Here is a 26,301-nt window from a genome sequence, read left to right as displayed (position 1 = left end):
TAAGGATTAAAGGGATTGGCAGAACTGCACGATGCGCTGGGCGCCTTCGGTGCATTCGTCCACATCGGCCACGAGGGCGATGCGCACATAGTGCTCGCCCGGGTTGGTGCCGTGCGCCGCGCGGCCCAGGTACGATCCGGGCAGTACGGCCACATTGTATTGCGCCAGCAATTGGCGCGTGAATTCCGTGTCGGACAGGCCGGTTTTCGTGTCGACTCTGGCCCACAGGTAGAAGCCCGCGTCGGGCAGGCGCACGTCGAGCACTTCGGCGAGCATCGGTGTGACGGTCTGGAACTTCTTCAGGTACTTGCTGCGGTTCAGACGCACGTGAGCTTCGTCGTTCCACGCGGCGACGCTCGCCGCTTGCACGGCCGGGCTCATCGCGCAGCCGTGATAGGTGCGATACAGCAGGAATTTCTTCAGGATGGCAGCGTCGCCCGCCACAAAGCCCGAGCGCATGCCCGGTACGTTCGAGCGCTTCGACAGGCTGGAGAACACCACCAGACGCTCGAAGCCGCGACCCAATTGGTGAGCTGCGGCGAGGCCGCCCAGCGGCGCGCTCTCTTCGTCGAAATAGATCTCGGAGTAGCACTCGTCGGAGGCGATCACGAAACCGTACTCGTCCGAGAGTTCGAACAGGCGCTTCCAGTCGGCAAGGCCGAGCACGGCGCCGGTCGGATTGCCGGGCGAGCAAAGATAGACGAGCTGGACGTTGCGCCAGACATCGGCGGGCACGCTGTCGTAATTCGGGGCGAAATTGCGCGCCGGATCGCTATCGACGTAATAGGGCGTGGCGCCAGCGAGCAGCGTCGCGCCTTCATAAATCTGATAGAACGGGTTCGGGCACAGCACGCGTGCACCGGGCTTGCTGGCGTCGACGACCGCCTGTGCGAACGAGAAAAGCGCCTCGCGCGAGCCCGTGACCGGCAGCACTTCGGTGGCCGGGTTCACGTTGGGCAGCGCGTAGCGGCGCTCCAGCCACCCGGCGATGGCCACACGCAGCGGCTCGCCGCCAGCAGTGGCGGGGTAGTTCGAGAGGCCGCCCAGTCCTTCGATCAAGGCTTCCTTGATGAATTGCGGCGTCGGGTGCTTGGGCTCACCGATGCCGAAGCTGATGGCCTTGAACGCGCTGGCGGGCGTAATGTCCGCCACCAGCGACTTCAGGCGTTCGAAGGGGTAGGGCTGGAGCTTGTCGAGTAATGGGTTCACGAGAATTCAAACAGACTCAGGGCTAGGGGTCGCGGTGCCACTCGGGGCAACGTTCGAGGCAATTCGGGCCGCGCGAGGCGGCTGGGCCAGATCTCCCGGGCGCCGACGCGCTGTGACGCGCTTTTCGGTGCCGGACCTGCGCAAGGCAGGCCACTTATGGAGCCGCACTTATCCGGTACATCACGTGAAGGGGTTCCCGGACGCGCTCAAGAATGGCAAGATCGGCAAAGCGAAAATTATACCGTCACGGCGCTCACAAAGCGCGACCACAGCGTAATTCAGCACATTCCGAGGCGCCAATGAGGCAAGTCTGCGGAGTATCTCAGGTTTTTCAGGAGTTAACAGTATGACCGTAGCCGGCAACGGCGCGCACGGCCCGGCGTCGACCTCCGGCGCTTCGCTGCGCTCCCGGGCGGCGCCCGCCTTGGCCATTCTTATCGGATCTTCCGTCTGGGGGCTGGCCTGGTTCCCTTACCGCGTGCTGGCCCAGTGGGGCGTCGCGGCGGTGCCTGCACAGATTTGCACCGCGAGCGTCGCGTTGGTGCTCCTTTCCCTGGTCTATCGCCGCTCGCTCGGTACGCTGCGCTGGTCGTGGCTGCTGGTGGGGGTGGCGTTTGCCGGCGGCACGACCAACGTGGCGTTTGTCTGGGGCACGACGCACGGCCACGTGATGCGTGTGCTGCTGCTTTTCTATCTGACCCCCGTGTGGACGGCGCTGTTCGCCCACGGGTTCCTCGGTGAGCGCGTGGGCATGCGGGGCGCCGGTCTGATCGCGCTGGCGTTGGGCGGGGCGGGGCTGATGCTGTGGTCGCCCGAGCTGGGCTGGCCCGTGCCGAACAACCCCGGCGAATGGGCTGGAGCGATTGCCGGGGCGGCGTTTGCGCTGAATAACGTGTTGCTGCGGCGCGTCAGCCAGTCGTTGCCCGATGTGCGGGCCGAAATGCGCAGTTGGACGCTCTATCTCGGTTGCCTGGTCGGCGGGTTGCTGGTGCTGCCGTTCGATGGCGGGGCTGAAGCCGGCCGCGCCACGGTTTCGGCCCTGACCTCGAGCACCGCCACGGTGGCGGTCGTGCTGGCGCTGGGCGGCACCATCGCGCTCACCAACGTCATCGTGCAGTTCGGTCTGGCGCGGGTGCCGGCCAATCAGGCCGCGCTCATCATGCTGTTCGAGATCGTGGTGGCGGCCATTTCGTCCTGGTGGCTTGCCAGCGAGGGGTTGGGCGTGCGGGAAGTCGCCGGCGGGCTATGCATCGTGGCGGCCGGTGTCCTGTCCGGAATTTTGCCGGATTCACGTCGTTGTAAATCCGCGACGGCGGGGGATGCGATGGTATGATGCGTACCGATGTTATATCGATGTAAGCGGCCTGCGCACGCCAGCGTGCGCGAGGCCCGACAGGACCAGCTAGCGCGTCTGCGTCTTTCCCATCATTCAATGACCGATAAAGCGAACCTGCCGTGCGTCTGACCTCCATCAAACTCGCTGGCTTCAAGTCTTTCGTCGATCCGACGAACTTCGCGGTACCCGGCCAACTGGTCGGGATTGTCGGCCCGAACGGGTGCGGCAAATCCAACATCATCGACGCCGTGCGCTGGGTGCTCGGCGAGTCGCGCGCTTCCGAGCTGCGTGGCGAATCGATGCAGGACGTGATTTTCAATGGGTCGACAGCCCGCAAACAGGCGAGCCGCGCCAGCGTCGAACTCGTGTTCGACAACAGCGCCGGGCGCGCCGCCGGGCAGTGGAGCCAGTACGCCGAAATCGCCGTCAAGCGCGTGCTCACGCGCGATGGCACCTCCAGCTACTACATCAACAATCTGCCGGCCCGCCGCCGCGATATCCAGGACATCTTTCTCGGTACCGGCCTCGGGCCGCGCGCCTACGCCATCATTGGGCAGGGGATGATCTCGCGCATCATCGAGGCCAAGCCGGAAGAGTTGCGCGTGTTCCTCGAAGAAGCGGCAGGCGTCTCCAAGTACAAGGAGCGCCGTCGCGAGACCGAAAACCGTCTGCAGGACACGCGGGAAAACCTCACGCGCGTTGAAGACATTCTGCGTGAACTCGGTACCAACCTCGAGAAGCTCGAATCGCAGGCCGTCGTGGCCAACCGGTTCAAGGACTTGCAGCGCGACGGCGAGGAAAAGCAGCAGTTGCTGTGGTTGCTGCGCAAGAACGAAGCGCAGAACGAACAAGAACGCCAGCAACGTGCGATCGAATCGGCGCAGGTCGATCTCGAAGCGCAGATGGCACGTCTGCGTGGTTCGGAGTCCGATCTCGAAACGCTGCGCGCCGCGCACTACACGGCCACCGACGCCGTGCAGGCCGCGCAGAGCGCCATGTACGAGGCGAATTCGGAAGTCAGCCGACTGGAAGCCGAGATTCGCTATGTGGTCGAGTCGCGCAACCGTGTGCAGGCGCAACTGGCGGCACTGACCTCGCAGCGCGAGCAGTGGCAGGCCCGTTCGGCGCAATCGGAAGAAGAACTCGCGCTCGCCGAAGAAGAACTCATCATCGCCGAGGAGCGCGCAGCGACTGCGCAAGATCAGGCTGCCGAGCAGAACGACGCACTGCCTGCGCTCGAAGCCGGCTGGCGCGATGCGCAGAATCTGCTCAACGAGCAGCGCAGCGAGATCGCACAGGTCGAGCAGAGTCTGAAGCTCGAAGCGGCGCACCAGCGCAATGCCGATCAGGCCTTGCAGCAGTTGCAGCAACGACAGGAGCGTTTGCAGGGGGAGGCGCGCGGGCTCGACAAGCCTGATGAGGTCGAACTCGAAACGCAGCGCGCCGAGCTTGCCGAGCATCAGGCGATGCTCGAAGACGCACAAGCCGAACTCGCCGACGCGCAGGAGCGTCTGCCCCGACTGGAAGCCGAGCGTGCCGAGGCACAGGCGCGGGTGCAGTCCGAGGCGGCGACCATCGCACAGCTCGAGGCGCGTCTCACGGCGCTCAAGCAACTGCAGGAAAGTGTTCAGACGGAAGGCAAGGTGCAGCCGTGGCTCGATAAGCACGAGCTGGCGCAATTGCCGCGTCTCTGGAAGAAACTCCATATCGAGCCGGGCTGGGAAAACGCGCTCGAATCGGTGCTGCGCGAGCGACTCGCGGCACTGGAGATCAGCAATCTCGACTGGGTGAAAGCCTTTGCGAGCGATGCGCCGCCGGCCAAGCTGGCGTTCTATTCGCCGCCGCCGGCCGCCCGCCCGATCGAAACGCCGGCCTCTCTGCGCCCGCTGCTCTCGTTGCTCCGAATCGACGATCCGGGCCTGCGCGCGGTGTTGCAGGAATGGCTCGGCCAAGTCTTTGTCGCAGACGATCTGACGCAAGCCATGGTCGTTCGCGCACAACTGCCTGAAGGGACGTCGATTGTCGTCAAGGCGGGCCATCAGGTCACACGCGTGGGCGTGCAGCTATACGCTGCCGACTCCGAGCAGGCCGGTTTGCTCGCCCGCCAGCAGGAAATCGAGAATCTGGGCAAGCAACTGCGTGCGCAGGCTTTGCTGTCGGACGAAGCCAAGTCAGCCGCCGTGCGTGCCGAGGCGGCCTACAGCCAGGCGGCGCAGTCGCTCACCGACGTGCGCGGCCGTGCGGAGCGTGCCACGCAGCGTGTGCATGCGTTGCAGATGGAGGTGCTCAAGCTCACGCAAGCCTATGAGCGCTACAACGCTCGCAGCACGCAGATCGACGAAGAGCTGAACGAGATCGCCGCGCAGATCGAAGAACAAATGGCGTTGCGCGCCGAATCGGAAGCGAATTTCGAGCAAAGCGATTCGCGTCTGGCCGAATTGCAGGCAACGTTCGAAGACGGTCAGCTCGAGTTCGAATCGCTCGACAGCCAACTCTCGGACGCCCGCAACCGTGCGCGTGAGCTGGAGCGCCTGGCGCAAGAGGCGTCTTACGGTCAGAAGGGAATTTCGAGCAAGATCGACGAGCATCGCCGCAATATTCAGACGGCGCTCGAACAGGCCGAACGTCTTGTGGTGTCGATCGAGCAGGCACAGGCCGAACTCGCGCAGATTACCGAGCAGACCGTCGAGAACGGCCTGCAGGATGCGCTTGAATTGCGCGCCGAGAAGGAAGAGATTCTTGGCGCGGCCCGTATCGAACTCGATGCGCTGACGCAAAAGCTGCGTCAGAGCGACGAAGAGCGCCTGGCCGCCGAGCGCGGCTTGCAACCGTTGCGCGATCGCATTACGGAATTGCAGTTGAAGGAACAGGCCGCCCGCCTGAACCGCGAGCAGTTCGTCGAGCAACTCACAACGGCCGAGGTCGATGAGGAGGCGCTCGCCACCAAGCTGACGCCGGATCTCAAGCCGTCGTACCTGCAAGGCGAAGTCACCCGAATCAACAACGCCATCAACGCGCTGGGCCCGGTCAACATGGCCGCGCTCGAAGAATTGGAAACGGCGCGTGACCGCAAGGTATTCCTCGACGCACAATCGGCCGACCTGAATGACGCCATCGAAACGCTCGAAGGCGCCATTCGCAAGATCGACGAAGAAACACGTGTGCTGTTGCAAGGCACGTTCGACGAAGTGAACAAACATTTCGGCGAACTGTTCCCGATGCTGTTCGGCGGCGGGCAAGCCAAGCTCATCATGACGGGCGACGAAATTCTCGACGCAGGCGTTCAGGTGATGGCGCAACCGCCGGGCAAGAAGAACTCTACGATCCATTTGCTGTCTGGGGGTGAGAAGGCCCTGACGGCGATTGCGCTGGTGTTCGGGATGTTCCAGCTCAACCCGGCGCCGTTCTGCTTGCTCGATGAGGTGGACGCACCGCTGGACGATGCCAACACCGAGCGCTACGCCAAGATGGTGGCGCGCATGTCGGACCGTACCCAATTCGTATTTATTTCGCATAACAAAATCGCGATGGAAATGGCCAATCAGCTCATCGGCGTCACCATGCAGGAACAAGGGGTGTCGCGGATCGTGGCAGTGGACATGGAGTCTGCGATCAATCTGGCCGAGATCGCCTGACCCCGCGCCTACGATGGAGAAGAGAGAGGAACGCCGCGCATGAATGAACTGCAGCTGAGCTTGATTGCGGCAGGGGTAGTGGTACTGCTGGGGGTCGTCAGTTATAACGCCTGGCAAGGCAGCAAGGCGCGCGCGCGCATCCCGCGTCGCATGCCGGTCGACGGTGCCGGTATCGATGCCACTGCCGGCACGCCCGACGCCGACGACGACCGTCCGTTCATCGAACCGACGCTTTCTCCCCCGCGCGTGCCCGCGCAGTCGGGCGAGCGTCGCGAACCGACGCTGGGCGGCTCGGCCGCCGCATCGGGGACATCCAGTGGGGCCGGTACGTCGGTGCAGGATGCCTTCGCCATTAACGAAGACGCCTGGGACGCGCCGCCTGCCTCGCGTAAGCGTGCCGCGCAGGAAGCGGCTGCGCTGGCCGCCCAAGCGGGTACTTCCGGCGCGGCCACGGCGGAATCCGCTGCGGAATCCGTCCAACACACCGATGCCGACGAGCTGGCACGCGACGCGGAACAAGCCGCAGCGGCGAGCACGGTGGCACGCGTCGACGCGGAACTGGCGGCCGACGACACCGTGGATGCCGCCGCTGCTGGCGCGGTGGCTGCGGCGGCCGGCGCACCCGATGACGAATCGCTAGCCCACCCGCAAGGCACCGTGGCGTCCGCAGCCGAGACCGTGACGGCGCCCGTCGCAGCGGCGCGCCCGGCGGTGCCGAGCGGTCCGCCGCCGGTCATCGACGAGCGCATCGACTGCATCGTCGAATTGCCGTTGGCGAACGTGGTAGCTGCGGAGCGTCTGATGCCGTTGACGGTGCGCATGCGCCGCGCGGGCGGCAAGCCCGTGAACGTCGAGGGCCGCGCCGACGAACATTCGCCATGGGAACTGATTCGCACAGGCGGCCGCTACCATCAGTTGCGCATGGCCGTGCAGTTGGCCAACCGAGCCGGGGCGTTGAACGAAGTCGAATTCTCGGAGTTCTCGAATCTCGTTCAGACCCTCGCCGACGCCGTCGATGCGCTGCCCGAACTGCCCGACATGATGGAGACGGTGGCCCGTGGCCGCGAGCTCGACAGTTTCGCCGCGCAATGCGACGCGCAACTGTCGGTCAACGTGCTCTCGGACGGCGCCCCCTGGTCGGCGAACTATGTCCAGGCAGTGGCGACGCAGGACGGTCTGCTGCTCTCGCGCGACGGTATGCGTTTCGTCAAGCTCGACGCACGCCAGAATCCGGTGTTCATGCTGCAGTTCGGCGATACCAACTTCCTGCGCGACGATCTGACGTACAAGGGCGGCGATCTGATTACGATGTTGCTCGATGTGCCGGTGGCCGATGAAGATCTGCTGCCGTTCCGTCTGATGTGCGATTACGCTCGCTCGATCGGGCAACGCATTGGTGGGCGAGTCGTGGACGACCAGCGTCGGCCGCTTTCGGATGCTGCGCTGCAAAATGTCGACAAGCAGTTGCTCAAGCTCTACGAACGCCTCGAGGCACGCGGTTTGCCGGCCGGTTCGCCGGTGACACGCCGCTTGTTCAGCCAGTAACAACGAGGCGGTGCGCGGCAGGCGACGATCTGTCGGATCTGTCCGCGGCCGCGTTCGATGCACGCCGTTCACCGTCGGGTGAGCGGCGTTTTTGTTCCGATGAATGGATGCTGTCGGCAACGCGCAGGCGCGTGCGTCGAGGGCATAATATTCTGACTTCTCGTACTCCGAGTTTCCAAGCATGTCCCAAACTTCCGTTCCGGGTCAGGACGCGAATGCGCCAACGGCGGCCGATGCAACGGCTGCTGCGCAACGTGCCGCCGCATTGCGCATTGAGCTGGCGCGTCATAACCGCGCCTATTACGAAGACGATGCGCCGCTGATTCCCGATGCCGAGTACGACCGCCTGTTTGGCGAGTTGGTCGCGCTCGAGACCGAATTTCCCGAGTTGCAGCGCCCCGATTCGCCCACGCAACGTGTCGGTGGCAAGCCGGTGGAGGGCTTCGCGCCGGTCGTGCACCGGGTACCGATGCTTTCGCTCAATAACGGCTTTGCCGACGAGGATGTCGAAGCGTTCGACCGTCGTGTGTCCGATGGGCTGCGCGACGGCAATGCGCCGTCGGGCGACCTGTTTGGTACCCCCGTCGAATATGCCGCCGAGCTGAAGTTCGACGGTCTGGCGATTGCCCTGCGCTATGAGCATGGCGTGCTCGTGCAGGCGGCAACGCGCGGCGACGGCACCACCGGTGAGGATGTCACCGCGAACATCCGGACCATCAAGAAAATCCCGCTGACCCTCAACACCGATCACCCGCCTGAAGTGCTTGAAGTGCGCGGCGAGGTGCTGATGTTCCGGGCCGACTTCGACAAGCTCAATCGGGCGCAGGAAGCGGCGGGCGAGAAGGTCTTCGTCAATCCGCGCAATGCGGCGGCGGGCAGTCTGCGGCAGCTTGATTCGAAGATTACGGCCAAGCGCCCGTTGTCTTTCTTTGCTTACGGGGTGGGTGAGTTGGTGGGGGTCCCCATGCCGGAGACTCACTCGGCATTGCTCGACTGGTACGTCACGTTAGGTATTCCGGTGAACGACCGCCGTGATGTTGTGCAGGGGGCGGCCGGGTTGCTGGCGTTCTACCGAGCGGTGGGCGAGGCGCGTGAATCGCTGCCGTATGACATCGACGGTGTGGTTTATAAGGTCAATCGCCGCGACGAGCAGGACCGCCTCGGCTTTGTCTCGCGCGCGCCGCGTTTTGCGCTGGCACACAAGTTTCCGGCGCAGGAAGCGCTGACGACATTGCTGGATATCGAGGTGCAAGTGGGGCGAACCGGGGCGATTACCCCGGTGGCACGGCTCGCGCCGGTCTTCGTCGGCGGGGCGACGGTGACCAATGCTACGCTGCACAACGAAGACGAGATTCGCCGCAAGGATGTGATGATCGGCGATACGGTGATCGTGCGCCGCGCAGGCGATGTGATTCCCGAAGTCGTCGGGTCGGTGCTCGAGCGCCGGCCGGCCGACGCACGGGCGTTCGTCATGCCGACGGCGTGCCCGGTGTGCGGATCGGCCATCGAGAAGCTGCCCGACGAGGTGATTGCACGTTGCACCGGCGGGTTGATCTGCGCGGCGCAGCGCAAGCAGGCCTTGTTGCACTTTGCACAGCGCCGGGCGCTCGATATCGAAGGGCTGGGCGACAAGCTTGTCGAACAACTGGTTGATCAGCAGATTATTCGGACCCCGGCGGACCTCTTCAAACTCGGCGTTGCGAAACTCGCAGCGCTTGATCGGATGGCCGACAAGTCGGCGTCGAATCTGGTCGCGGCATTGGAGACGGCGCGTCACACGACGCTGGCACGGTTCATCTTCGCGCTGGGCATCCGTCACGTGGGCGAGGCGACGGCGAAAGATCTGGCACGCTATTTCGGCAAGCTCGACAACGTGATGGCGGCCAGCGCCGAGGAACTGCTGGCGGTGCCGGACGTCGGACCCATTGTGGCGCAGTCCATCGCCAATTTTTTTGCCGAGCCGCATAATGTCGAGGTGATCGAACAACTGCGCGCGGCGGGCGTCACCTGGCCGGAGTCCGAACCGGCGGCTGTGGCGCCGCTGCCGCTGGCGGGCAAGACGTTCGTGCTGACGGGCACGTTGCCGACACTCTCGCGCGACGAGGCGAAAGCGATGCTCGAAGCGCTGGGTGCGAAAGTGGCAGGTTCGGTCTCGGCGAAGACCGACTACGTGGTGGCGGGGGCCGAGGCGGGCAGTAAATTGGCCAAGGCCGAGGCACTTGGCGTGCCTGTACTTGACGAAGATGCTATGCGGGCAATGTTGGCCGCGCTTTGATGTGAGGACCCAACCGATGATTTGCGACATTCTGAAGATGGGCGATCCGCGCCTGCTGCGCATCGCCAAACCTGTGGAGCAGTTCAATACGCCCGAGCTGGACGAACTCGTCGCAAACATGTTCGACACCATGAAACATGCTAACGGCGCCGGACTCGCGGCGCCGCAAATCGGTGTCGATCTGCAGGTGGTGATCTTCGGTTTCGAGCACAACGAGCGCTATCCGGATGCGCCCGAGGTCCCCCAAACCGTGCTCATCAATCCTGTCATCACGCCGCTGACGCAGGACATGGAGGAGGGCTGGGAGGGCTGTCTGTCAGTGCCGGGGCTGCGCGGCATGGTCAATCGCTACTCGATGCTGCGCTACGAGGGGCTGGATCAGAAAGGCAACCCGATCGACCGTATCGCCGAAGGTTTTCATGCCCGGGTGGTGCAGCATGAATGCGACCACTTGATCGGCAAGCTCTATCCGATGCGGATTACCGACTTCAGCAAGTTCGGCTTTACCGAGATTCTCTTCCCGGGACTCGACCCGAAAACCGACGACTGACGTTGCAACAGGCATAAAAAAAGCCCGCCTCGATGGCGGGCTTTTTCATGCGCGATGCTGACTCAGAAGCCTTCGCCAGCGCGCAGATAACGCCACTCACCCACGGGCAGGTTGCCCAGCGTGATGCGTCCCATGCGCACGCGCTTGAGGCCAGTCACATGCAGACCGACGAGTTCGCACATCCGGCGAATCTGACGCTTCTTGCCTTCCTTGAGAACGAAGCGCAGTTGCTCCGGATTTTGCCATTCGACCTGCGCAGGCTTGAGCGGTTGATCGTCGAGTCCCAGGCCGTGACGCAGCAGAGCCAGACGTTCGGCGGGGAAGTGCGCCTCGACATTCTGCTCGTGTTCGTTATACGACACACGGACGAGATATTCCTTCTCGATATCCGAGTCTTCGCCGATCAGTTGCTTCGCGATACGGCCGTCCTGCGTGAGGACGAGCAGGCCGGTGGAATCGATATCGAGGCGACCGGCCGGTGCCAGGCTGCGCAGATGCGTCGGCGAGAAGCGCACGCCGGCATCGTCTTCGGACCAGTGGTTTTCGCGCGTGACCAAGACGACGGCCGGCTCGTAACCGTCTTCCGCCTGGCCGGAGACATAGCCTACGGGCTTATGCAGCAGGATGGTGACGCGATTGGCCTGTTCCTTTCGTGCGGCTTGCACGACGGTGATTTCCTGCGTTGGCAGAATTTTCGTGCCGAGCTCCGTCATGACCTTGCCGTCAACGCGGACCCATCCCTTGGCGATCCACTCATCGGCTTCGCGACGCGAACACAGACCGAGTTCCGACATCCGCTTCGATAGACGCAACGATCCGGCGGCGTCGTGGTGGACCTTGATGTCATCGTCGTCGTCACGCGTAGCGCGTGCGGGGCGCGTCGAGCGCGGCGCCTGGGCGTTGCGATCGTCACGGGCGAAGCGGCCACGCGGCGCGCCTTCACCATCGCGACGGGGACGATCTTCGTCAAAGCGACGCGGTGCGCGATCATTCGTGCCGCGTTGGGGCGGACGGGAATAGTCGCCACGTGCACCGCCTTCGGTAGTGCGGCGCGGACGATCTTCGTCGAAGCGACGGGGTGCGCGATCATTCGTGCCACGTTGGGGCGGACGGGAATAGTCGCCACGTGCGCCGCCTTCGGTAGTACGGCGCGGACGATCTTCGTCAAAGCGACGCGGAGCGCGATCATTCGTGCCACGTTGGGGCGGACGGGAATAGTCGCCACGTGCACCGCCTTCGGTAGTACGGCGCGGACGATCTTCGTCGAAGCGACGCGGAGCGCGATCATTCGTGCCACGTTGGGGCGGGCGGGAAAAGTCGCCACGTGCACCACCTTCGGTAATGCGACGCGGGCGGTCTTCGTCGAAGCGACGCGAGCGGGACTCATCGTCAAATCGCGCGGGGCGTGCGCCTGCAACGCGCTCGCGCTGGCCGCGCGCCGGCGGACGTTCACCCGTCGGGCGTTTCTCGTAGGGTTTTGCTGCGCCAGTCGCGGGTTTGCGCGGTGCGGTGCCGCCATCTGCCGAGCGACGTGCGCCGGCCGGCGACGTGGCATCGTTTGCCGGACGCGGGCGGGGCGGTTTCGCCGCAGGCTTCTTCTTCGCGCCGCTGGCGTCGAGCATCGACGCCGGCACCGCCTTGGTCGGACGGCGCAGCGCGCCGGACGACCGCACGGGCGCGCGGGTCTTGTCGAGAGTGCGGGGATGTTTGGCGCCGAGTTTGGCGCGCGGGGTATCGCTCATGGTTCCAATGCTTCTAGTAATTCGGTCTCAACGGCAATTTGCAGGCGGTTGTCCTGCAAACGGCTGCCATCAAGCAGGAACGTGTCTTCGACACGTTCGCCGAGGGTATTGATGCGGGCGGTCCGCACGCTCACACCATGACGGGCGAGTACGCGAGCAACCGCATAAAGCAAGCCGGTGCGGTCGTTGGCCGACACCGACAGCAGGTAATACTGGCCGCGCTCGTCAGGCCGCAAATCGACGCGCGGCGTGACCGGAAAGCTGCGCGAACGTCGTGGCAACCGTCCCTTGCTCGGCTCTGCCAGCGGTTCTACACGGGTGAGCAACGACACCAGCTCGCTCTCTACCAGGTTGATGATGTCCCGGTAGCTGGTGTCGAGGCCGGGGTCCGTCAACAGGAAGCTATCCAGGGCGAAGCCGTGGCTGGTCGTGTGCACCTTCGCATCGAGAATCGACAGGCCCTTGCGCTCGAAGTAGCCGCAAATGCGCGCAAACAGATCGACCTGATCGCGGACATAGACCATGACCTGCAACCCTTCGCCAATCGGTGAGGGGCGGGCCTTGACGATCGGCACCGCACTGTCGACGTGCCGCCACAAATGACGCGTCTGCCAGGCGACGTCGGCCGGATCGTTGCGCAGGAAGTACGCAACGTCGAGTGTGTTCCAGAGCGCTTCCTGCGCGCGCTCCGGCACGGTGTACAGACGCAGCAGTCCGAGCGCTTCTTCCTTGCGCGTTTTCAACTGCGAGTGCGGATCCGGGTTCGCTCCGCCCAGCACCTGCAATGTCAGCCGGTAGAGATCTTCCAGCAGCTTGCCCTTCCAGGCGTTCCACACCTTCGGGCTGGTGCCGCGAATATCGGCGACCGTCAGCAGGTACAGTGCGGTCAGGCGCCGTTCATTTCCCACTTTCTCGGCAAAGCGCCGGATGACCTCGGGATCTGTCGTGTCCTGCTTCTGCGCGACAGTGCTCATCGTGAGGTGCTCGCCGACGAGCCAGACGATCAGTTCCGTATCGTCCTTATCGATACCGTGACGTGTACAGAAGCGTCGCGCATCGACCATGCCGAGCGTCGAGTGGTCGCCGCCACGTCCCTTCGCAATGTCGTGGAAAAGGGCGGCGATCGTCAGCACCCAGGGTCTGTCGAAGTTTGCGATCAACTGACTGCAGAACGGATATTCGTGCGTGTGTTCCGCCACGGCAAACCGGCGGATGTTGCGCACAACCATCAGGATGTGCTGATCGACCGTGTACACGTGGTACAGATCGTGTTGCATCTGTCCGACCACGCGGCGGAAGTTGATCAGATACCGGCCAAGCACGCTCGTCTGATTCATCAGGCGCAAGGCGTGGGTGATGCCCTGCGGTTGCTGAAGAATCGCGAGAAATGTACGGCGATTCTCGGGGTCGGCGCGCCACTGCGCATTCATCAGTTCGCGCGCATTGTACAGCGCGCGTAACGTGCGCGCCGACAGACCTTTCACGCCCACCACCTGTTCGTACAACAGGAAGGTCTCGAGAATCGCGTTCGGATGACGCTGATACAACTCGTCATCCACGATCTCGATCATCCCCTGCTTTTCGACGAAGCGCTCGTTGATCACGCGCGTGACGCCACTGGTTTGCGGGAACAGGCGAGCCTCGACGTTGAGCAGCAAGACAGTATTGAGTTGCGAGACGGCCTTCGCGGCCCAGTAGTAGCGGCGCATTAACTGCTCACTGGCGCGCTTCGTCGTGGTGGCGTCGAAGCCGAGGCTCTGCGCGAGCGCCGTTTGCATGTCGAACACCAGCACGTCCTGGCGGCGCCGTGCGAGCAAATGAAGCCGTGCCCGTAGCCCTTTCAGGAATTGTTCGTTACGGCGCAGTTCCTTGAGTTCGCGATCCGTCAGCAAGTCCCGCGCGAACAGTTCCGACCAGCTATTGCCCAGCCCCGCGGCCTTCGTCATCCAGAGAATGACCTGCAGATCGCGCAGTCCCCCGGGGCTTTCCTTGCAGTTGGGCTCGAGGCTATACGGGGTGTCCTGATACTTCGCGTGACGTTGGCGAATTTCCAGTTGTTTGCTGCGGAAAAACGCGCGCGGATCGAGGTCTGCCGAAAAGCGTTGCTCGAATTCGTCGAAGAGGGCGCGATTTCCCGTCAGAAGCCGTGCTTCGAGCAGGCTGGTTTGCACCGTGACGTCGGCGTGCGCTTCGATGATGCATTCATCGACCGTGCGCACCGATGACCCGATTTCGAGCCCGATGTCCCAAAGAAAACCGATGAACGGCTCCACATGCGACGTGAGCGCTGGGCCATCGGCATGCCGATGCAGCAACAGAATGTCGACGTCCGAGTGGGGATACAGCTCGCCGCGTCCGTAGCCACCGACCGCAACAAGGGCGAAATCGTCAGGCATGTGACATTCGGCCCAGGCGTCGCGCATGGCCTGATCGACGGCCTGGCTCAAGCCATGCAGCAGCGTGTCGACCTTGCCGTGTGCAGAAAAGCGTTCGACAAGTTCGGCCTTGCGTTCCTTGAGGGCCTGACGTAGCGGAGAAGGGGCGTGCGCGCGCGCGTGCATGACGGCTTCCTGGGTGGATAAATAACGGTCAGGCCGGGTGGCCGCCGAATCTTCCGGCGACCGGACGATAAATGCTCAGGCTGCTGTCGCGAACGATGTCACGTACGACGAACCGGGCGGCGGCGGCGGTGTCAGGGCCGAGTGCGTGAGCACTTCGTGACCCGTCTCCGTCACCAGCACGGTGTGCTCCCATTGCGCCGACAGGCTGCGATCGCGTGTCTTGACCGTCCACTGGTCGGGCATTGTCCGAATCTCGCGCTTGCCTGCGTTGATCATCGGCTCGATGGTGAAAATCATACCGGCTTGCAGCACGAGCCCGGTGCCTTGTCGACCGTAGTGCAGGATTTGCGGATCTTCGTGGAACACCTGTCCGATACCGTGGCCGCAATACTCGCGCACCACGCTGTAGCCCTGGGCTTCGGCGTGCGTCTGAATGGCCTGGCCGATATCGCCGAGATGGGCGCCCGGGCGCACCTGGTTAATGCCGAGCCACATGCACTCGTACGTGACCTGTGCCAGACGCTTGGCAAGGATGGTGCCGTCGCCGACGATGAACATCCGGCTGGTGTCGCCAAAGTAACCGTCCTTGATGACGGTAATGTCGATATTGAGCGCGTCGCCGTTCTTGAGCACCTTGTCGCCGGGAATGCCGTGGCAGATCACGTCGTTCACGGAGATGCAGGTCGCCTTGGGGTAGGGCGGGTAGCCCGGCGGCTGATAGTTCAGCGGCGCCGGTACGGTGCCCTGTTCCTTGACCATGAACTCGTGGCAAAGGCGGTCGAGTTCCCCGGTGGTGACGCCGGCGCGCACGTAGGGCGTGATGAAATCGAGCACTTCGCTGGCCAGTCGGCAGGCGACGCGCATCATTTCAATGTCGTGGGCATTCTTGAGGGTGATGGCCATTGATGAATCGGACAAATTGCGTAAACAGTGCCGCATTATCGCATCAATGGCCGGTTTTCGCCCCGTCTGGCGTGGATTTCGGAGGGTTCCGACCATGAATTTCCGATGCGCCGGGCGGGATGCCGGATGGCGGAGCAAATTGGGCGGAGCGCCGCGCAAACCGGGCATTTCCCGCTTGTCATCACAAGTTCACGCGTCGCTTGAGTGATGGCGTGGTGCGATGCTATAATCTCGGGCTAAGTCGAGGACGAGTTGCTAATAAAGCCAAGGGTTTTCCCTTGGCTTTCAACGGTCTTCGCCGGGTTTTGTGGGTGTTTTCGCCCCAATGTGGTGCCAGATGGTGCTGCGCCCGGCGAGTTGCCGAATGGCATCGTCGTCATCGGCTTGGAAATTTTGAAATCGCGGGCCGGCGCACCCAGGGTGCCCGATCTTCGCAGACGGGTCATGCAAAGCTGTATGGCAGTCTGACGAAACGGGTACGGCAGCCGGTCTAAGACCTAACCCTCACGGAGAATCACATGTCTGTCACGATGCGTCAGATGCTGGAAGCGGGCGTCCACTTTGGTCACCAAACCCGTTTCTGGAACCCCAAGATGGCCCCCTATATCTTCGGCCATCGCAACAAGATTCACATCATCAACCTCGAAAAGACGTTGCCGATGTACCAGGATGCACTGAAGTATGTGCGTCAACTGGCAGCAAACCGCGGCACGATCCTGTTCGTGGGCACGAAGCGTCAAGCGCGTGAAATCGTGGCGGAAGCCGCGGGCCGCGCCGGTATGCCTTTTGTCAACAACCGTTGGCTGGGCGGCATGCTGACGAACTTCAAGACCCTGAAGTCGTCGATCAAGAAGCTCAAGGACATGGAGCAGGCTCTGGAAGCCGGCGAGCAAGAGCGCATGAGCAAGAAGGAAGCGCTGCTGTTCGATCGCGAAATGGCCAAGCTGCAGAAGTCGATCGGCGGCGTGAAGGAAATGGGCGGCATGCCCGACGCCATTTTCGTGGTCGACGTCGGCTACCACAAGATCGCCATCACCGAAGCCAACAAGCTCGGTATTCCGGTGATCGCCGTGGTCGATACGAACCACTCGCCGGAAGGTGTTGACTACGTCATCCCGGGTAACGACGATTCGAGCAAGGCCGTTGAGCTGTACGTGCAAGGCGTTGCCGACGCGATCCTCGAAGGCCGTGCAAACGCCGTCAAGGAAGTTGTCGAAGCCGTGCGCGGCGACGGCGACGAGTTCGTCGAAGTGAACGAAGAGGCGTAAGCGGCCACCGCTGCGTAACAAAAGGGGCTGCTTGTGGCGCCCCTTTTTTTTAGTCCGATTTCCCCGCGTCGGGTGCGCGGGGCGCCGAGGGCGGGCAGTGCGGCCGTTCGGGCGCCATCCTCTCCCGACTGATTCGATATACAGGAGTAACGATATGCCGGCAATTACTGCAGCAATGGTGGGCGAACTGCGCGCCAAGACCGATGCGCCGATGATGGAATGCAAGAAGGCGCTGACCGAAGCCGACGGCGACATGGTCCGTGCTGAAGAAATCCTGCGTGTCAAGCTGGGTAGCAAGGCCAGCAAGGCCGCCAGCCGTATCACGGCCGAAGGCGTGATCGCTGCTTACATCGACGGCGGCAAGGGTGCCGTGGTCGAAATCAACTGCGAAACCGACTTCGTTTCGAAGAACGACGACTTCCTCAAGTTCGCCAACGACGTGGCCAAGCTGGTCGCCGAGAACAACCCGGCCGACGTGGCTGCCCTGTCGGCACTGCCGCTCGAAGGCAAGACCGTTGACCAGGTGCGTGCCGACCTGATCGGCAAGATCGGTGAAAACATGACGATCCGCCGCTTCCAGCGTTACGAGACGTCGGGCAAGCTGGCTGCTTACCTGCACGGCACGCGCATCGGCGTGGTTGTCGAGTACGAAGGTGCCGACGCCGAAGTGGGCAAGAACGTCGCCATGCACATCGCCGCCATGAAGCCGGTGGCCGTGTCGGGTGAGCAGGTCTCGCCGGAACTGATCGAGAAGGAACGCAAGGTCGCTGCCGAGAAGGCTGCGGAATCGGGCAAGCCGGCAGAGATCGTCGCGAAGATGGTGGAAGGCAGCGTGCAGAAGTTCCTGAAGGAAGTCTCGCTGTTCAACCAGGCTTACGTGAAGGACGACAAGTCGACCGTCGAGCAGATGCTCAAGGCCAACAACACGTCGGTCAAGGGCTTCACGATGTTCGTGGTTGGCGAAGGCATCGAGAAGAAGCAGGACGACTTCGCTGCTGAAGTGGCTGCGCAAGTGGCCGCTGCCAAGCAGTCGTAATTCGCGCAGTATCGCAGTAACCGGGGGCGGCGGTGCCGTCCCCGTTGTTTCATCCAGAATACCCCAACAGTGCCCGACCAGACTTCTTAAGGACCGCCATGTCTACTCCTTACAAACGCGTACTTCTCAAGCTCTCTGGTGAAGCCCTCATGGGTGACGATGCATTCGGCATCAATCGTGCGACGATTGAGCGCATGGTTGGCGACATTGCCGAAGTCGTTCGCCTTGGCACGCAATTGGCCGTCGTGATCGGCGGTGGCAATATTTTCCGGGGTGTGGCTGGCGGTGCCGCCGGTATGGACCGTGCGACGGCCGACTATATGGGCATGCTGGCCACCATGATGAATGCCCTGGCGCTGCAAGATGCGATGCGCCACGCCGGTATCGAGGCGCGCGTGCAGTCTGCGCTGCGCATGGACCAGGTCGTTGAGCCGTACATTCGTCCGCGCGCGATCCGTCAGCTCGAAGAGGGTAAAGTCGTGATTTTTGCCGCCGGCACGGGTAACCCGTTCTTCACGACCGACACGGCCGCAGCGCTGCGTGGCTCGGAAGTCGGCGCCGAAGTGGTGCTCAAGGCGACCAAGGTCGACGGCGTGTACTCGGCTGACCCCAAGAAGGACCCCGACGCAGTCAAGTATTCGACCATCAGCTTCGACGAAGCCATTTCGAAGAACCTGCAGGTCATGGACGCGACCGCTTTCGCGCTGTGCCGCGATCAGAAGATGCCGGTGCGCGTTTTCTCGATTGTGAAGCCGGGCGCGCTCAAGCACGTTATCCTCGGCGAAGACGAGGGAACGCTCGTCCACGTTTGAGTTCAAATTGCGGCGTCGGTGTGCAATGGCGCACCGACGCCGTATCATTTACGTTTTGCGTAACAATTCAAGGTTTGGAGGTTGTCATGAGCGTTGCTGACATCAAGAAGAATGTCGAGCAAAAGATGAAAAGCTCGATCGAGTCGTTCAAGAACAACCTGGCGAAGATTCGTACCGGTCGCGCGCATGCCGGCCTGCTCGATCACGTGCAGGTGGACTATTACGGCTCGATGGTGCCCATCTCCCAGGTCGCTAACGTGAACCTCGTGGACAGTCGCACGATCGGCGTGCAGCCGTGGGAAAAGAAGATGGTTCCGGTGGTCGAAAAAGCCATCCGTGAATCGGATCTGGGTCTGAACCCGGCCACGCAAGGCGATCTGATTCGCGTGCCGATGCCCATGCTGACCGAAGAGCGCCGTCGCGAACTGACCAAGCTGGTCAAGTCGGAAGGCGAAGCCGCCAAGGTCGCCGTGCGCAACCTGCGTCGCGATGCCAACGAGCAACTCAAGAAGCTGGTCAAGGACAAGGAAGCCTCGGAAGACGACGAGCGCCGTGGCAGCGACGAAGTCCAGAAGCTGACCGACAAGTTTGTCGCCGAGATCGACGAGTTGGTCAAGCAAAAGGACGCAGAGATCATGACGGTCTGAGTGCCCCGGCACTCACCGTAAGATCTCCGCCGACTTTCGCGCTCGACTCCCGCGCCGTATCTCAATGGGTTTTCTCAGCTCTTCGCTCTCCGTTCCCGAAACAGTGAGCATTCCGCGCCACGTTGCCATCGTTATGGATGGCAACGGGCGTTGGGCTACCAGTCGTAAATTGCCTCGCGTAGCGGGACACAAGCGCGGCGTCGATGCCGTGCGTGAAGCGGTAACGGCATGTGCCGAACTCGGTGTCGAGTACCTGACGCTGTTCGCGTTCAGTTCCGAGAACTGGCGTCGTCCGCAGGACGAGGTCTCGACGCTGATGCAGCTTTTCATTCTCGCGCTCGAACGTGAGGTGGGAAAACTGCACAGTAATGGAATCCGTCTGCGTGTCATCGGTGCGCTTGAAGCGTTCGAGCCGCGCATTCAGGAACTGGTCAAGCGTGCGGAAGAACGGACGCGAGACAACAAGGGCCTCACACTGACGATCGCCGCGAACTACGGCGGACGTTGGGACATTCTGCAAGCGGCGCAGAAGCTTGCGGCCGCGCGTCTTGCGCAGGGTGGGGCAGCGGCGCTCGAGGCCTCGTTCACTGAGGACGACCTCGCGCCTTATCTGAGCATGGCGTACGCGCCGGAGCCGGATCTTTTCATCCGCACCGGTGGTGACCAGCGCGTCAGTAATTTTCTGCTCTGGCAACTGGCGTACACTGAACTGTATTTCACCGAAGAATTCTGGCCGGACTTCAACGCCAATACGCTCAAACGGGCTGTCGCCGAGTTTCAACAGCGCGAACGCCGTTTCGGCCGTACCAGTGCGCAAGTTCAGAACCCCTCGGGACAATCCGCCTGATGCTCAAGACACGCGTCATTACCGCTGTCGTACTTCTTGCCATTCTCTTGCCTGTGATCTTCGTCGGTACGCCGGCGCAGTTCGCGTTGCTTGCCGCCGTGATCGTGGCCGCCGCCGGCTGGGAGTGGGGGCGGCTCGTCGGCCTGAACGGCACGGGCGCCATCTTCTACGGCGCACTTGCGTTACTCGGCGTGGGCCTCACCTGGGCAGGCGGCTGGACCCTTTCATCGATCTGGCTCAAGCCCGCCGCCGTGTTCTGGCTGTTGGCCGGACCCTATACGCTGGCGCGCAAGCCTGCAACCCAGGGGGCGTGGCGCGGCTTGCTGCTCGTCGCCGGTCCCGTGTTGCTGATTGCGGCATGGCAGGCGCTGTGTCTGGCGCGTGAGCGAGGTGTGGCATTCCTGCTGTCGGTGCTCGTCATCGTATGGCTCGCGGATACCGGCGCCTATTTTGCCGGTCGTGCATTGGGTCGTCGCAAGCTCGCGCCCTCGATCAGTCCTGGAAAGTCCTGGGAAGGCGCCATCGGCGGATGGGTGCTGGTGCTCTTGGTCGCAGCGGCAGTTCTGGCGAGCGGCTTGCAGGCGCCGACCATCGTTTCCCACCTCGCTGGCACGCTCGGCCTGGCACTCGGCGCACTGGCGCTGACGGTGCTGGTAGCTTTTTCGGTCGTGGGCGATCTGTTCGAATCTCAACTCAAGCGGCAGGCCGGCGTGAAAGACTCCAGCGCGCTGTTGCCCGGCCATGGGGGCGTGCTCGACAGAATCGACGCGTTGCTCCCTGTGCTCCCGCTGGCTATGCTCTTCGTCTGATCATGTCGCAACATCTCTCTATTCTTGGCTCTACCGGCTCCATCGGCGTTAGCACGCTCGATGTGGTGGGGCGTCATCCCGACCGCTTCTCCGTCTATGCGCTCTCGGCGCACCGCAATCTGGATCGCCTGTTCGAGCAATGCGTCGCGCATCGCCCGAAGGTGGCCGTGGTGGCCGATGCGGACGGCGCTCGTTCGCTTGCGGCGCGTCTGGCCGATGCCGGCCTGAAGATCGAAGTGACCTATGGTCCGCAGGCGCTGGTCGAGATCGCGCAAGCGTCCGAAGTCACTATGGTTGTGGCGGCCATTGTCGGCGCCGCAGGCCTTCAGTCGACGCTCGCTGCCGCTCGTGCCGGTAAGCGCATCTTGCTGGCGAACAAAGAGTCGCTGGTGCTTTCCGGTGCACTGTTCATGGCAACCGCCGAGCGGGCAGGGGCGACGTTGTTGCCGCTCGACAGCGAGCACAACGCCATCTTCCAATGCCTGCCGCAAGTGGCTGGGGAGAACCGGATTTCGACACGTGGCGTGGAAAAGCTGGTGTTGACGGCCTCCGGCGGCCCGTTCCGCGAGCGCGAATTGGCTTCGCTCGAGAACGTCACGCCTGACGAGGCTTGTGCGCATCCGAACTGGGTCATGGGCCGCAAGATTTCGGTGGATTCCGCGAGCATGATGAACAAGGGGCTCGAGGTCATCGAGGCCCGCTGGCTGTTCAATATGCCTGCGGAGAAGATCGAGGTACTGATTCACCCGCAAAGCGTGATCCATTCGATGGTGACCTATGCCGATGGCTCCACGCTCGCGCAGTTGGGGAACCCCGACATGCGCACGCCGATTGCTCACGCGCTGGCATTCCCGGATCGCGTGACGTCCGGGGTGGCGGGGCTGAATCTCGCCGATATCGGCAAGCTGACTTTCGAAGCGCCGGATCTGCGCCGTTTCCCGTGTCTGCGCCTGGCGTTTGACACGCTACGCAGCGGCGGCACGGCTGGCGCATTGCTCAACGCGGCAAACGAGGTCGCTGTAGAGGCGTTCCTGGGTAAGCGCATTCGCTTCACCGCCATCGCGCAAGTCGTCGAGCAAGTGCTTGATGCGGTCGTGGTGGGCGAGGCGACCTCGCTCGACGTCGTGCTCGAAGCCGATCGTCGTGCTCGCGAATTGGCGGCGAGTATTGTCGCCAAGCTGCCGGCGCCCGCGTCGTCCTGACGCTCGCGTCCATGTCGTAACGTCCCCGGGGCTCGAATTCGCTCATGACTCTGCTGACCACGCTGCTCGCATTTGCCGTCGCCATTGGCGTGCTGGTGGTATTCCATGAGTTGGGCCATTACACCGTTGCGCGACTGTGCGGCGTGAAGGTGCTGCGGTTTTCGGTCGGGTTTGGCCTGCCATTGATCAAGTGGACGATGGGCCGTGACCGGACCGAATGGACCGTTTGCGCGTTGCCGCTGGGCGGCTACGTCAAAATGCTCGACGAGCGTGACGAGACGCAGATCGTGGCCCCCGAAGATCGCACGCGGGCGTTTAACCATCAATCGGTCTACAAGCGCTTTGCCATTGTCGCGGCGGGGCCGGTTGCGAACTTCCTGCTTGCCATTGCCCTTTATGCCGGCCTGAATCTGGCCGGTGTGACCGAGCCCGTCGCGCGTATTGCGCCACCGGCGGCCGGCACCCTGGCGGCGCGTGCAGGCCTGTCCGGCGGTGAGTTGATTACCGGCGTGCGCGAGAACGGGAGCCGTTCCGACGAGGCCGTTGGCGACGAGGTCCCCGTGCGTTCCTGGGAGGATCTTCGCTGGCGTCTGGTGGATCCGGTGATCGACGGCCAGCGCGTCACCCTCGTGGCGCGGACTCGCGATGGCCGCGCGGAATACATGCTGGATGCCGCCGGTCAGCAGTTCGATGCCGACAGCGAGCAGGATTTCATGCAGCGCATCGGGCTGGTGCCGACGGCGCGCGTCAAGGTCGGGCAACTGATGGCGGGTGGGGCCGCAGGTCTTGCCGGGCTGCGCGTCGGTGACGAGGTCACGGCCATCGATGGCAGTCCCGTCGGATCGGCCAAGGTACTCGTGGATGCGGTGCGTGCGCATCCGGGCAAACCGATGACGCTCACCGTGCGACGTGACGGCGCTTTGCGCAACGTCACGCTGACACCCAGTGCTGAGGTCGACCCGGCCGAAGCGGGCGGCGCGCGCGTCGGCAAGATCGGCGCGGCACTGGCCAGCCAGGTCGACACGGTCACGGTGCGCTACGGGTTGTTCGAGGCGATCGGGCGTGGGGCGCAACGCACGTGGGATGTCACGGCGTTCAGCGTGCGCATGTTTGGAAAGATGATCACCGGCCAGGCATCGCTGAAGAATTTGAGCGGGCCGGTGACGATTGCGGACTATGCGGGGCGATCGGCCAGACTCGGGCTGGATTATTTCGTCGCCTTTCTCGCGCTTGTCAGCATTAGCCTGGGCGTATTGAATCTGTTACCAATTCCCGTTTTGGACGGTGGCTATCTGTTATATTATGCGGTCGAAGCGATTACCGGTCGGGCAGTTTCCGAGCGGTGGCAGGGCGCGCTGCAACGAGTGGGCATCGTTTGCATCCTTGCGCTCTCTGCCGTAGCACTTTTCAATGACCTGTCGAAGTTGCTGCACTAGACAGCGTCACGAGCCTGCCGTCGCAGGCAAATCCGAGTTTTTACGATTCAATTGTTTCTTGGGGAAGCAAGTTGTCGAATAAATACCACCTTGTTCCGAAGACCCTGGTGATTGCGGTTCTGGCGGCACACAGTTTCCTGGCACGCGCCGTCGAGCCGTTCGTGGTCAAGGATATCCGAGTGGAGGGCTTGCAGCGCATCGAACCCGGTACCGTGTTCTCGTACTTGCCGGTCAAGCCGGGTGACAAGTTCAACGACGATAAGGGCACCGAAGCAATTCGTGCCCTTTATGCAACGGGCCTGTTCTCGGACGTGAGCGTTGAAGCGCAAGGCAGCGTGCTGGTGGTGCACGTCAACGAGCGTCCCGCGATTGCTTCCATCGACTTCCTCGGTATCAAGGAATTCGACAAAGACGGTTTGAAGAAGGCATTGCGCTCGGTCGGCCTGACCGAAGGCCGCACCTTCGACCGCAACCTGCTCGACAAGTCGGAACAGGAACTCAAGCGTCAATACCTTACGCGCGGTTACTACGCTGCCGAGGTGAAGACGACGGTCACGCCGCTCGAGCGTAACCGCGTGGGTATCCAGTTCGCCGTGACCGAAGGCCCGAAGGCAACGATCCAGCAGATCAACTTCGTGGGCAACAAGGCGTTCTCGTCGTCGGATCTGATGGCGGAAATGGAGCTCGGCACGCCGAACTGGCTGTCGTGGTATTCGAAGAACGACCTGTACTCCAAGGACAAACTCACGGGCGATCTGGAAAAGCTGCGTTCGTTCTATCTGAACCGCGGCTATCTGGAATTCAACATCGACTCCACCGACGTGTCGATCACGCCGGACAAGGACGAAATGTTCCTGACGATCAACGTCCACGAAGGCGAGCCGTACAAGGTGTCGGACGTGAAGCTTGGCGGCGAGATGCTGGGCAAGCAGGACGACATCCAGAAGCTCGTGCAATTGAAGGCGGGCGACACGTTCTCCGCAGCCAAGCTGCAAGCCAGCACGAAAGCCATTTCCGATTTGCTCGGTAACTACGGCTTCGCGTTTGCCAATGTGAATGCGCAGCCGACGATCGATCGCAACAACCACACGGTGGCGTTGGCGCTGACGATCGATCCGGGCCGTCGCGTGTACGTTCGCAAGATCAACATCGTGGGCAACTCGCGCACGCGCGACGAAGTGATTCGCCGCGAACTGCGCCAACTCGAAAGCTCGTGGTACGACGCCGACCGCCTCAAGCTGTCGCAGGACCGTATCAACCGCCTGGGCTACTTCACCGATGTGAACGTCACGACCGAGCCGGTCGCCGGGTCCAACGATCAGGTGGATCTGCAGGTCAAGGTGGAAGAAAAGCCGACCGGCACGATCAACGTGGGGGCAGGCTTCTCGTCGACCGACAAGGTGGTGCTGCAGGCCGGTGTCAGCCAGGACAACGTGTTCGGTTCGGGTACGTCGCTGTCGGTGAACGTGAATACCGGTAAGACCTACCGCACGTTGGCTGTCACGCAAGTCGATCCGTACTTCACGGTCGACGGCGTGAGCCGCATCACCGATATCTACTACCGCACGTATCAGCCGCTGCTGCTCACGAGCGATTCGGATTTCCGTATCAACACGCTGGGCGGTAACCTGAAGTTCGGTGTGCCGTTCTCGGAAGTCGACACGGTGTTCTTCGGCATTGGCTTCGAACAGACGCGTCTGCACCTGACGAGCGACGGCACGACGCCGCAGCGTTATATCGATTACGCCAACCAGTTCGGTTACGTCAGCAACAACTATCCGCTGACGGTGGGCTGGTCGCGCGATTCGCGTGACAGCGCGCTGATCCCGAACCGCGGTCACTATCAGCAGGCGAACCTTGAAATTGGTACGCCGATCGGCACGACCAAGTACTTCCGTGCGTACTACCAGCACCAGTACTACTACCCGGTGAGCCGTGGCTTCACGCTGGCATTGAACGGCGAAGTCGGTTATGGCCACGGTTTGGGCGGTCAGCCGTTCCCGATCTTCAAGAACTACTTCGCGGGTGGTATCGGTTCGGTGCGGGGTTATGAACCGAGCTCGCTGGGTCCGAAGGACACCAACGGCGAACCGCTGGGGGGGGCGTCGAAGCTGATCGGTAACATCGAATTGACGTTCCCGCTGCCGGGCACGGGTTATGACCGCACGCTGCGTATCTTCACGTTCCTCGATGGCGGTAACGTATTCGATAACGGCCAGGCGATTACCTTCAATAACCTGCGCTATTCTTACGGTTTCGGCCTGTCGTGGATTTCACCGATTGGCCCGCTCAAGCTCTCGATGGGCTTCCCGCTCGTCAAGAAGACGGGCGACCAGTATCAGAAATTCCAGTTCCAGGTGGGTACGTCGTTCTAACGACGGCGCATCGACCGGTTCCGAACGTTTCATCGTTGTAAGGGGTATTACATTGAACGGTATCCGTAAGCATTGCCTTCGCGGCGTCGCCGCGGCGTTGCTGGCTGGTGCGG

At 62.5% G+C, this 26,301-nt stretch carries 18 protein-coding genes; 14 read left to right on the top strand and 4 right to left on the bottom strand.

What is annotated here, in order from left to right; translation table 11 throughout:
- Positions 1-6: 6 nt before the first annotated feature.
- Complete coding sequence (gene dapC, locus PI93_RS16660; RefSeq protein ID WP_039374309.1) at positions 7-1,209, bottom strand: succinyldiaminopimelate transaminase; 1,203 nt, start codon at positions 1,207-1,209, stop codon at positions 7-9.
- A 346-nt stretch (positions 1,210-1,555) separates the two neighbouring features.
- Between dapC and PI93_RS16655 the strand changes: the two genes are divergently transcribed.
- The 5 genes from PI93_RS16655 (at position 1,556) to def (ending at position 10,550) form a co-directional block, all read left to right on the top strand.
- On the top strand, positions 1,556-2,542 hold the full coding sequence (locus PI93_RS16655; RefSeq protein WP_052240984.1) for a DMT family transporter: 987 nt from the start codon (positions 1,556-1,558) through the stop codon (positions 2,540-2,542).
- A 122-nt stretch (positions 2,543-2,664) separates the two neighbouring features.
- Positions 2,665-6,180 carry a chromosome segregation protein SMC gene (smc, locus tag PI93_RS16650; RefSeq protein ID WP_039374311.1) on the top strand — a complete coding sequence of 1,172 codons (3,516 nt, stop codon included), beginning with the start codon at positions 2,665-2,667 and terminating at the stop codon, positions 6,178-6,180.
- Positions 6,181-6,219: 39 nt separating this feature from the next.
- On the top strand, positions 6,220-7,725 hold the full coding sequence (locus PI93_RS16645; protein WP_039374312.1) for a cell division protein ZipA C-terminal FtsZ-binding domain-containing protein: 1,506 nt from the start codon (positions 6,220-6,222) through the stop codon (positions 7,723-7,725).
- A 181-nt stretch (positions 7,726-7,906) separates the two neighbouring features.
- Complete coding sequence (ligA, locus tag PI93_RS16640) at positions 7,907-10,000, top strand: NAD-dependent DNA ligase LigA (RefSeq protein ID WP_039374313.1); 2,094 nt, start codon at positions 7,907-7,909, stop codon at positions 9,998-10,000.
- A 16-nt stretch (positions 10,001-10,016) separates the two neighbouring features.
- Entirely contained in the window at positions 10,017-10,550 is a 534-nt protein-coding gene (gene def / locus PI93_RS16635) for a peptide deformylase (RefSeq protein WP_039374314.1), read from the top strand.
- A gap of 62 nt (positions 10,551-10,612) precedes the next feature.
- Here the strand turns inward: def and PI93_RS16630 are convergent, their stop codons facing one another.
- From PI93_RS16630 to map, 3 genes are all read right to left on the bottom strand, one after another.
- Positions 10,613-12,292, bottom strand: a complete 1,680-nt coding sequence (locus PI93_RS16630; protein WP_039374316.1) for a pseudouridine synthase — start codon at positions 12,290-12,292, stop codon at positions 10,613-10,615.
- Positions 12,289-14,853 (bottom strand): [protein-PII] uridylyltransferase, encoded by a 2,565-nt coding sequence (locus PI93_RS16625; protein WP_039374317.1) that lies wholly within the window; start codon positions 14,851-14,853, stop codon positions 12,289-12,291. Before PI93_RS16625 ends, PI93_RS16630 begins: the two co-directional genes overlap by 4 nt.
- 75 nt (positions 14,854-14,928) lie before the next feature.
- On the bottom strand, positions 14,929-15,756 hold the full coding sequence (map, locus tag PI93_RS16620; RefSeq protein ID WP_039374319.1) for a type I methionyl aminopeptidase: 828 nt from the start codon (positions 15,754-15,756) through the stop codon (positions 14,929-14,931).
- Between the two features lie 518 nt (positions 15,757-16,274).
- On the opposite strand from map, the gene rpsB reads away from it, so the two are divergent.
- From rpsB to bamA, 9 genes are all read left to right on the top strand, one after another.
- Entirely contained in the window at positions 16,275-17,024 is a 750-nt protein-coding gene (gene rpsB / locus PI93_RS16615) for a 30S ribosomal protein S2 (protein ID WP_039374321.1), read from the top strand.
- Between the two features lie 154 nt (positions 17,025-17,178).
- Complete coding sequence (gene tsf, locus PI93_RS16610; protein ID WP_039374322.1) at positions 17,179-18,060, top strand: translation elongation factor Ts; 882 nt, start codon at positions 17,179-17,181, stop codon at positions 18,058-18,060.
- Between the two features lie 98 nt (positions 18,061-18,158).
- Positions 18,159-18,872, top strand: a complete 714-nt coding sequence (gene pyrH, locus PI93_RS16605; protein ID WP_039374323.1) for a UMP kinase — start codon at positions 18,159-18,161, stop codon at positions 18,870-18,872.
- 86 nt (positions 18,873-18,958) lie between these two features.
- The gene (gene frr, locus PI93_RS16600; protein WP_039374325.1) at positions 18,959-19,519 is read left to right on the top strand and encodes a ribosome recycling factor; all 561 of its coding nucleotides are present in this window, start codon (positions 18,959-18,961) and stop codon (positions 19,517-19,519) included.
- Positions 19,520-19,583: 64 nt separating this feature from the next.
- The gene (uppS, locus tag PI93_RS16595; RefSeq protein WP_039374327.1) at positions 19,584-20,366 is read left to right on the top strand and encodes a polyprenyl diphosphate synthase; all 783 of its coding nucleotides are present in this window, start codon (positions 19,584-19,586) and stop codon (positions 20,364-20,366) included.
- Positions 20,366-21,175, top strand: coding sequence for a phosphatidate cytidylyltransferase (locus tag PI93_RS16590; RefSeq protein WP_039374328.1), 810 nt, complete (start codon positions 20,366-20,368; stop codon positions 21,173-21,175). The genes uppS and PI93_RS16590 overlap by 1 nt, the downstream gene beginning before the upstream one ends.
- Positions 21,176-21,177: 2 nt before the next feature.
- The gene (ispC, locus tag PI93_RS16585) at positions 21,178-22,377 is read left to right on the top strand and encodes a 1-deoxy-D-xylulose-5-phosphate reductoisomerase (RefSeq protein WP_039374329.1); all 1,200 of its coding nucleotides are present in this window, start codon (positions 21,178-21,180) and stop codon (positions 22,375-22,377) included.
- 44 nt (positions 22,378-22,421) lie between these two features.
- Complete coding sequence (rseP, locus tag PI93_RS16580; protein WP_039374330.1) at positions 22,422-23,813, top strand: RIP metalloprotease RseP; 1,392 nt, start codon at positions 22,422-22,424, stop codon at positions 23,811-23,813.
- A gap of 71 nt (positions 23,814-23,884) precedes the next feature.
- Positions 23,885-26,188: an outer membrane protein assembly factor BamA gene (gene bamA, locus PI93_RS16575; RefSeq protein ID WP_039374331.1), complete on the top strand. Its 2,304-nt coding sequence runs from the start codon at positions 23,885-23,887 to the stop codon at positions 26,186-26,188.
- Positions 26,189-26,301 lie beyond the last annotated feature (113 nt).

Origin of the sequence: Pandoraea fibrosis, from assembly GCF_000807775.2 — a bacterium.
Classification (GTDB): Bacteria; Pseudomonadota; Gammaproteobacteria; order Burkholderiales; family Burkholderiaceae; genus Pandoraea; species Pandoraea fibrosis.
The sequence above is the reverse complement of the archived record's forward strand: the minus strand, read 5'-3'. Positions and strand labels throughout refer to the sequence as shown.

Coding starts and splice junctions, on each gene's coding strand:
- PI93_RS16655 (WP_052240984.1), top strand. CDS start 1,556: ATGACCGTAGCCGGCAACGGCGCGCACGGCCCGGCGTCGACCTCCGGC.
- PI93_RS16645 (WP_039374312.1), top strand. CDS start 6,220: ATGAATGAACTGCAGCTGAGCTTGATTGCGGCAGGGGTAGTGGTACTG.
- ligA (WP_039374313.1), top strand. CDS start 7,907: ATGTCCCAAACTTCCGTTCCGGGTCAGGACGCGAATGCGCCAACGGCG.
- def (WP_039374314.1), top strand. CDS start 10,017: ATGATTTGCGACATTCTGAAGATGGGCGATCCGCGCCTGCTGCGCATC.
- PI93_RS16630 (WP_039374316.1), bottom strand. CDS start 12,292: ATGAGCGATACCCCGCGCGCCAAACTCGGCGCCAAACATCCCCGCACT.
- PI93_RS16625 (WP_039374317.1), bottom strand. CDS start 14,853: ATGCACGCGCGCGCGCACGCCCCTTCTCCGCTACGTCAGGCCCTCAAG.
- map (WP_039374319.1), bottom strand. CDS start 15,756: ATGGCCATCACCCTCAAGAATGCCCACGACATTGAAATGATGCGCGTC.
- rpsB (WP_039374321.1), top strand. CDS start 16,275: ATGTCTGTCACGATGCGTCAGATGCTGGAAGCGGGCGTCCACTTTGGT.
- tsf (WP_039374322.1), top strand. CDS start 17,179: ATGCCGGCAATTACTGCAGCAATGGTGGGCGAACTGCGCGCCAAGACC.
- pyrH (WP_039374323.1), top strand. CDS start 18,159: ATGTCTACTCCTTACAAACGCGTACTTCTCAAGCTCTCTGGTGAAGCC.
- frr (WP_039374325.1), top strand. CDS start 18,959: ATGAGCGTTGCTGACATCAAGAAGAATGTCGAGCAAAAGATGAAAAGC.
- uppS (WP_039374327.1), top strand. CDS start 19,584: ATGGGTTTTCTCAGCTCTTCGCTCTCCGTTCCCGAAACAGTGAGCATT.
- PI93_RS16590 (WP_039374328.1), top strand. CDS start 20,366: ATGCTCAAGACACGCGTCATTACCGCTGTCGTACTTCTTGCCATTCTC.
- ispC (WP_039374329.1), top strand. CDS start 21,178: ATGTCGCAACATCTCTCTATTCTTGGCTCTACCGGCTCCATCGGCGTT.
- rseP (WP_039374330.1), top strand. CDS start 22,422: ATGACTCTGCTGACCACGCTGCTCGCATTTGCCGTCGCCATTGGCGTG.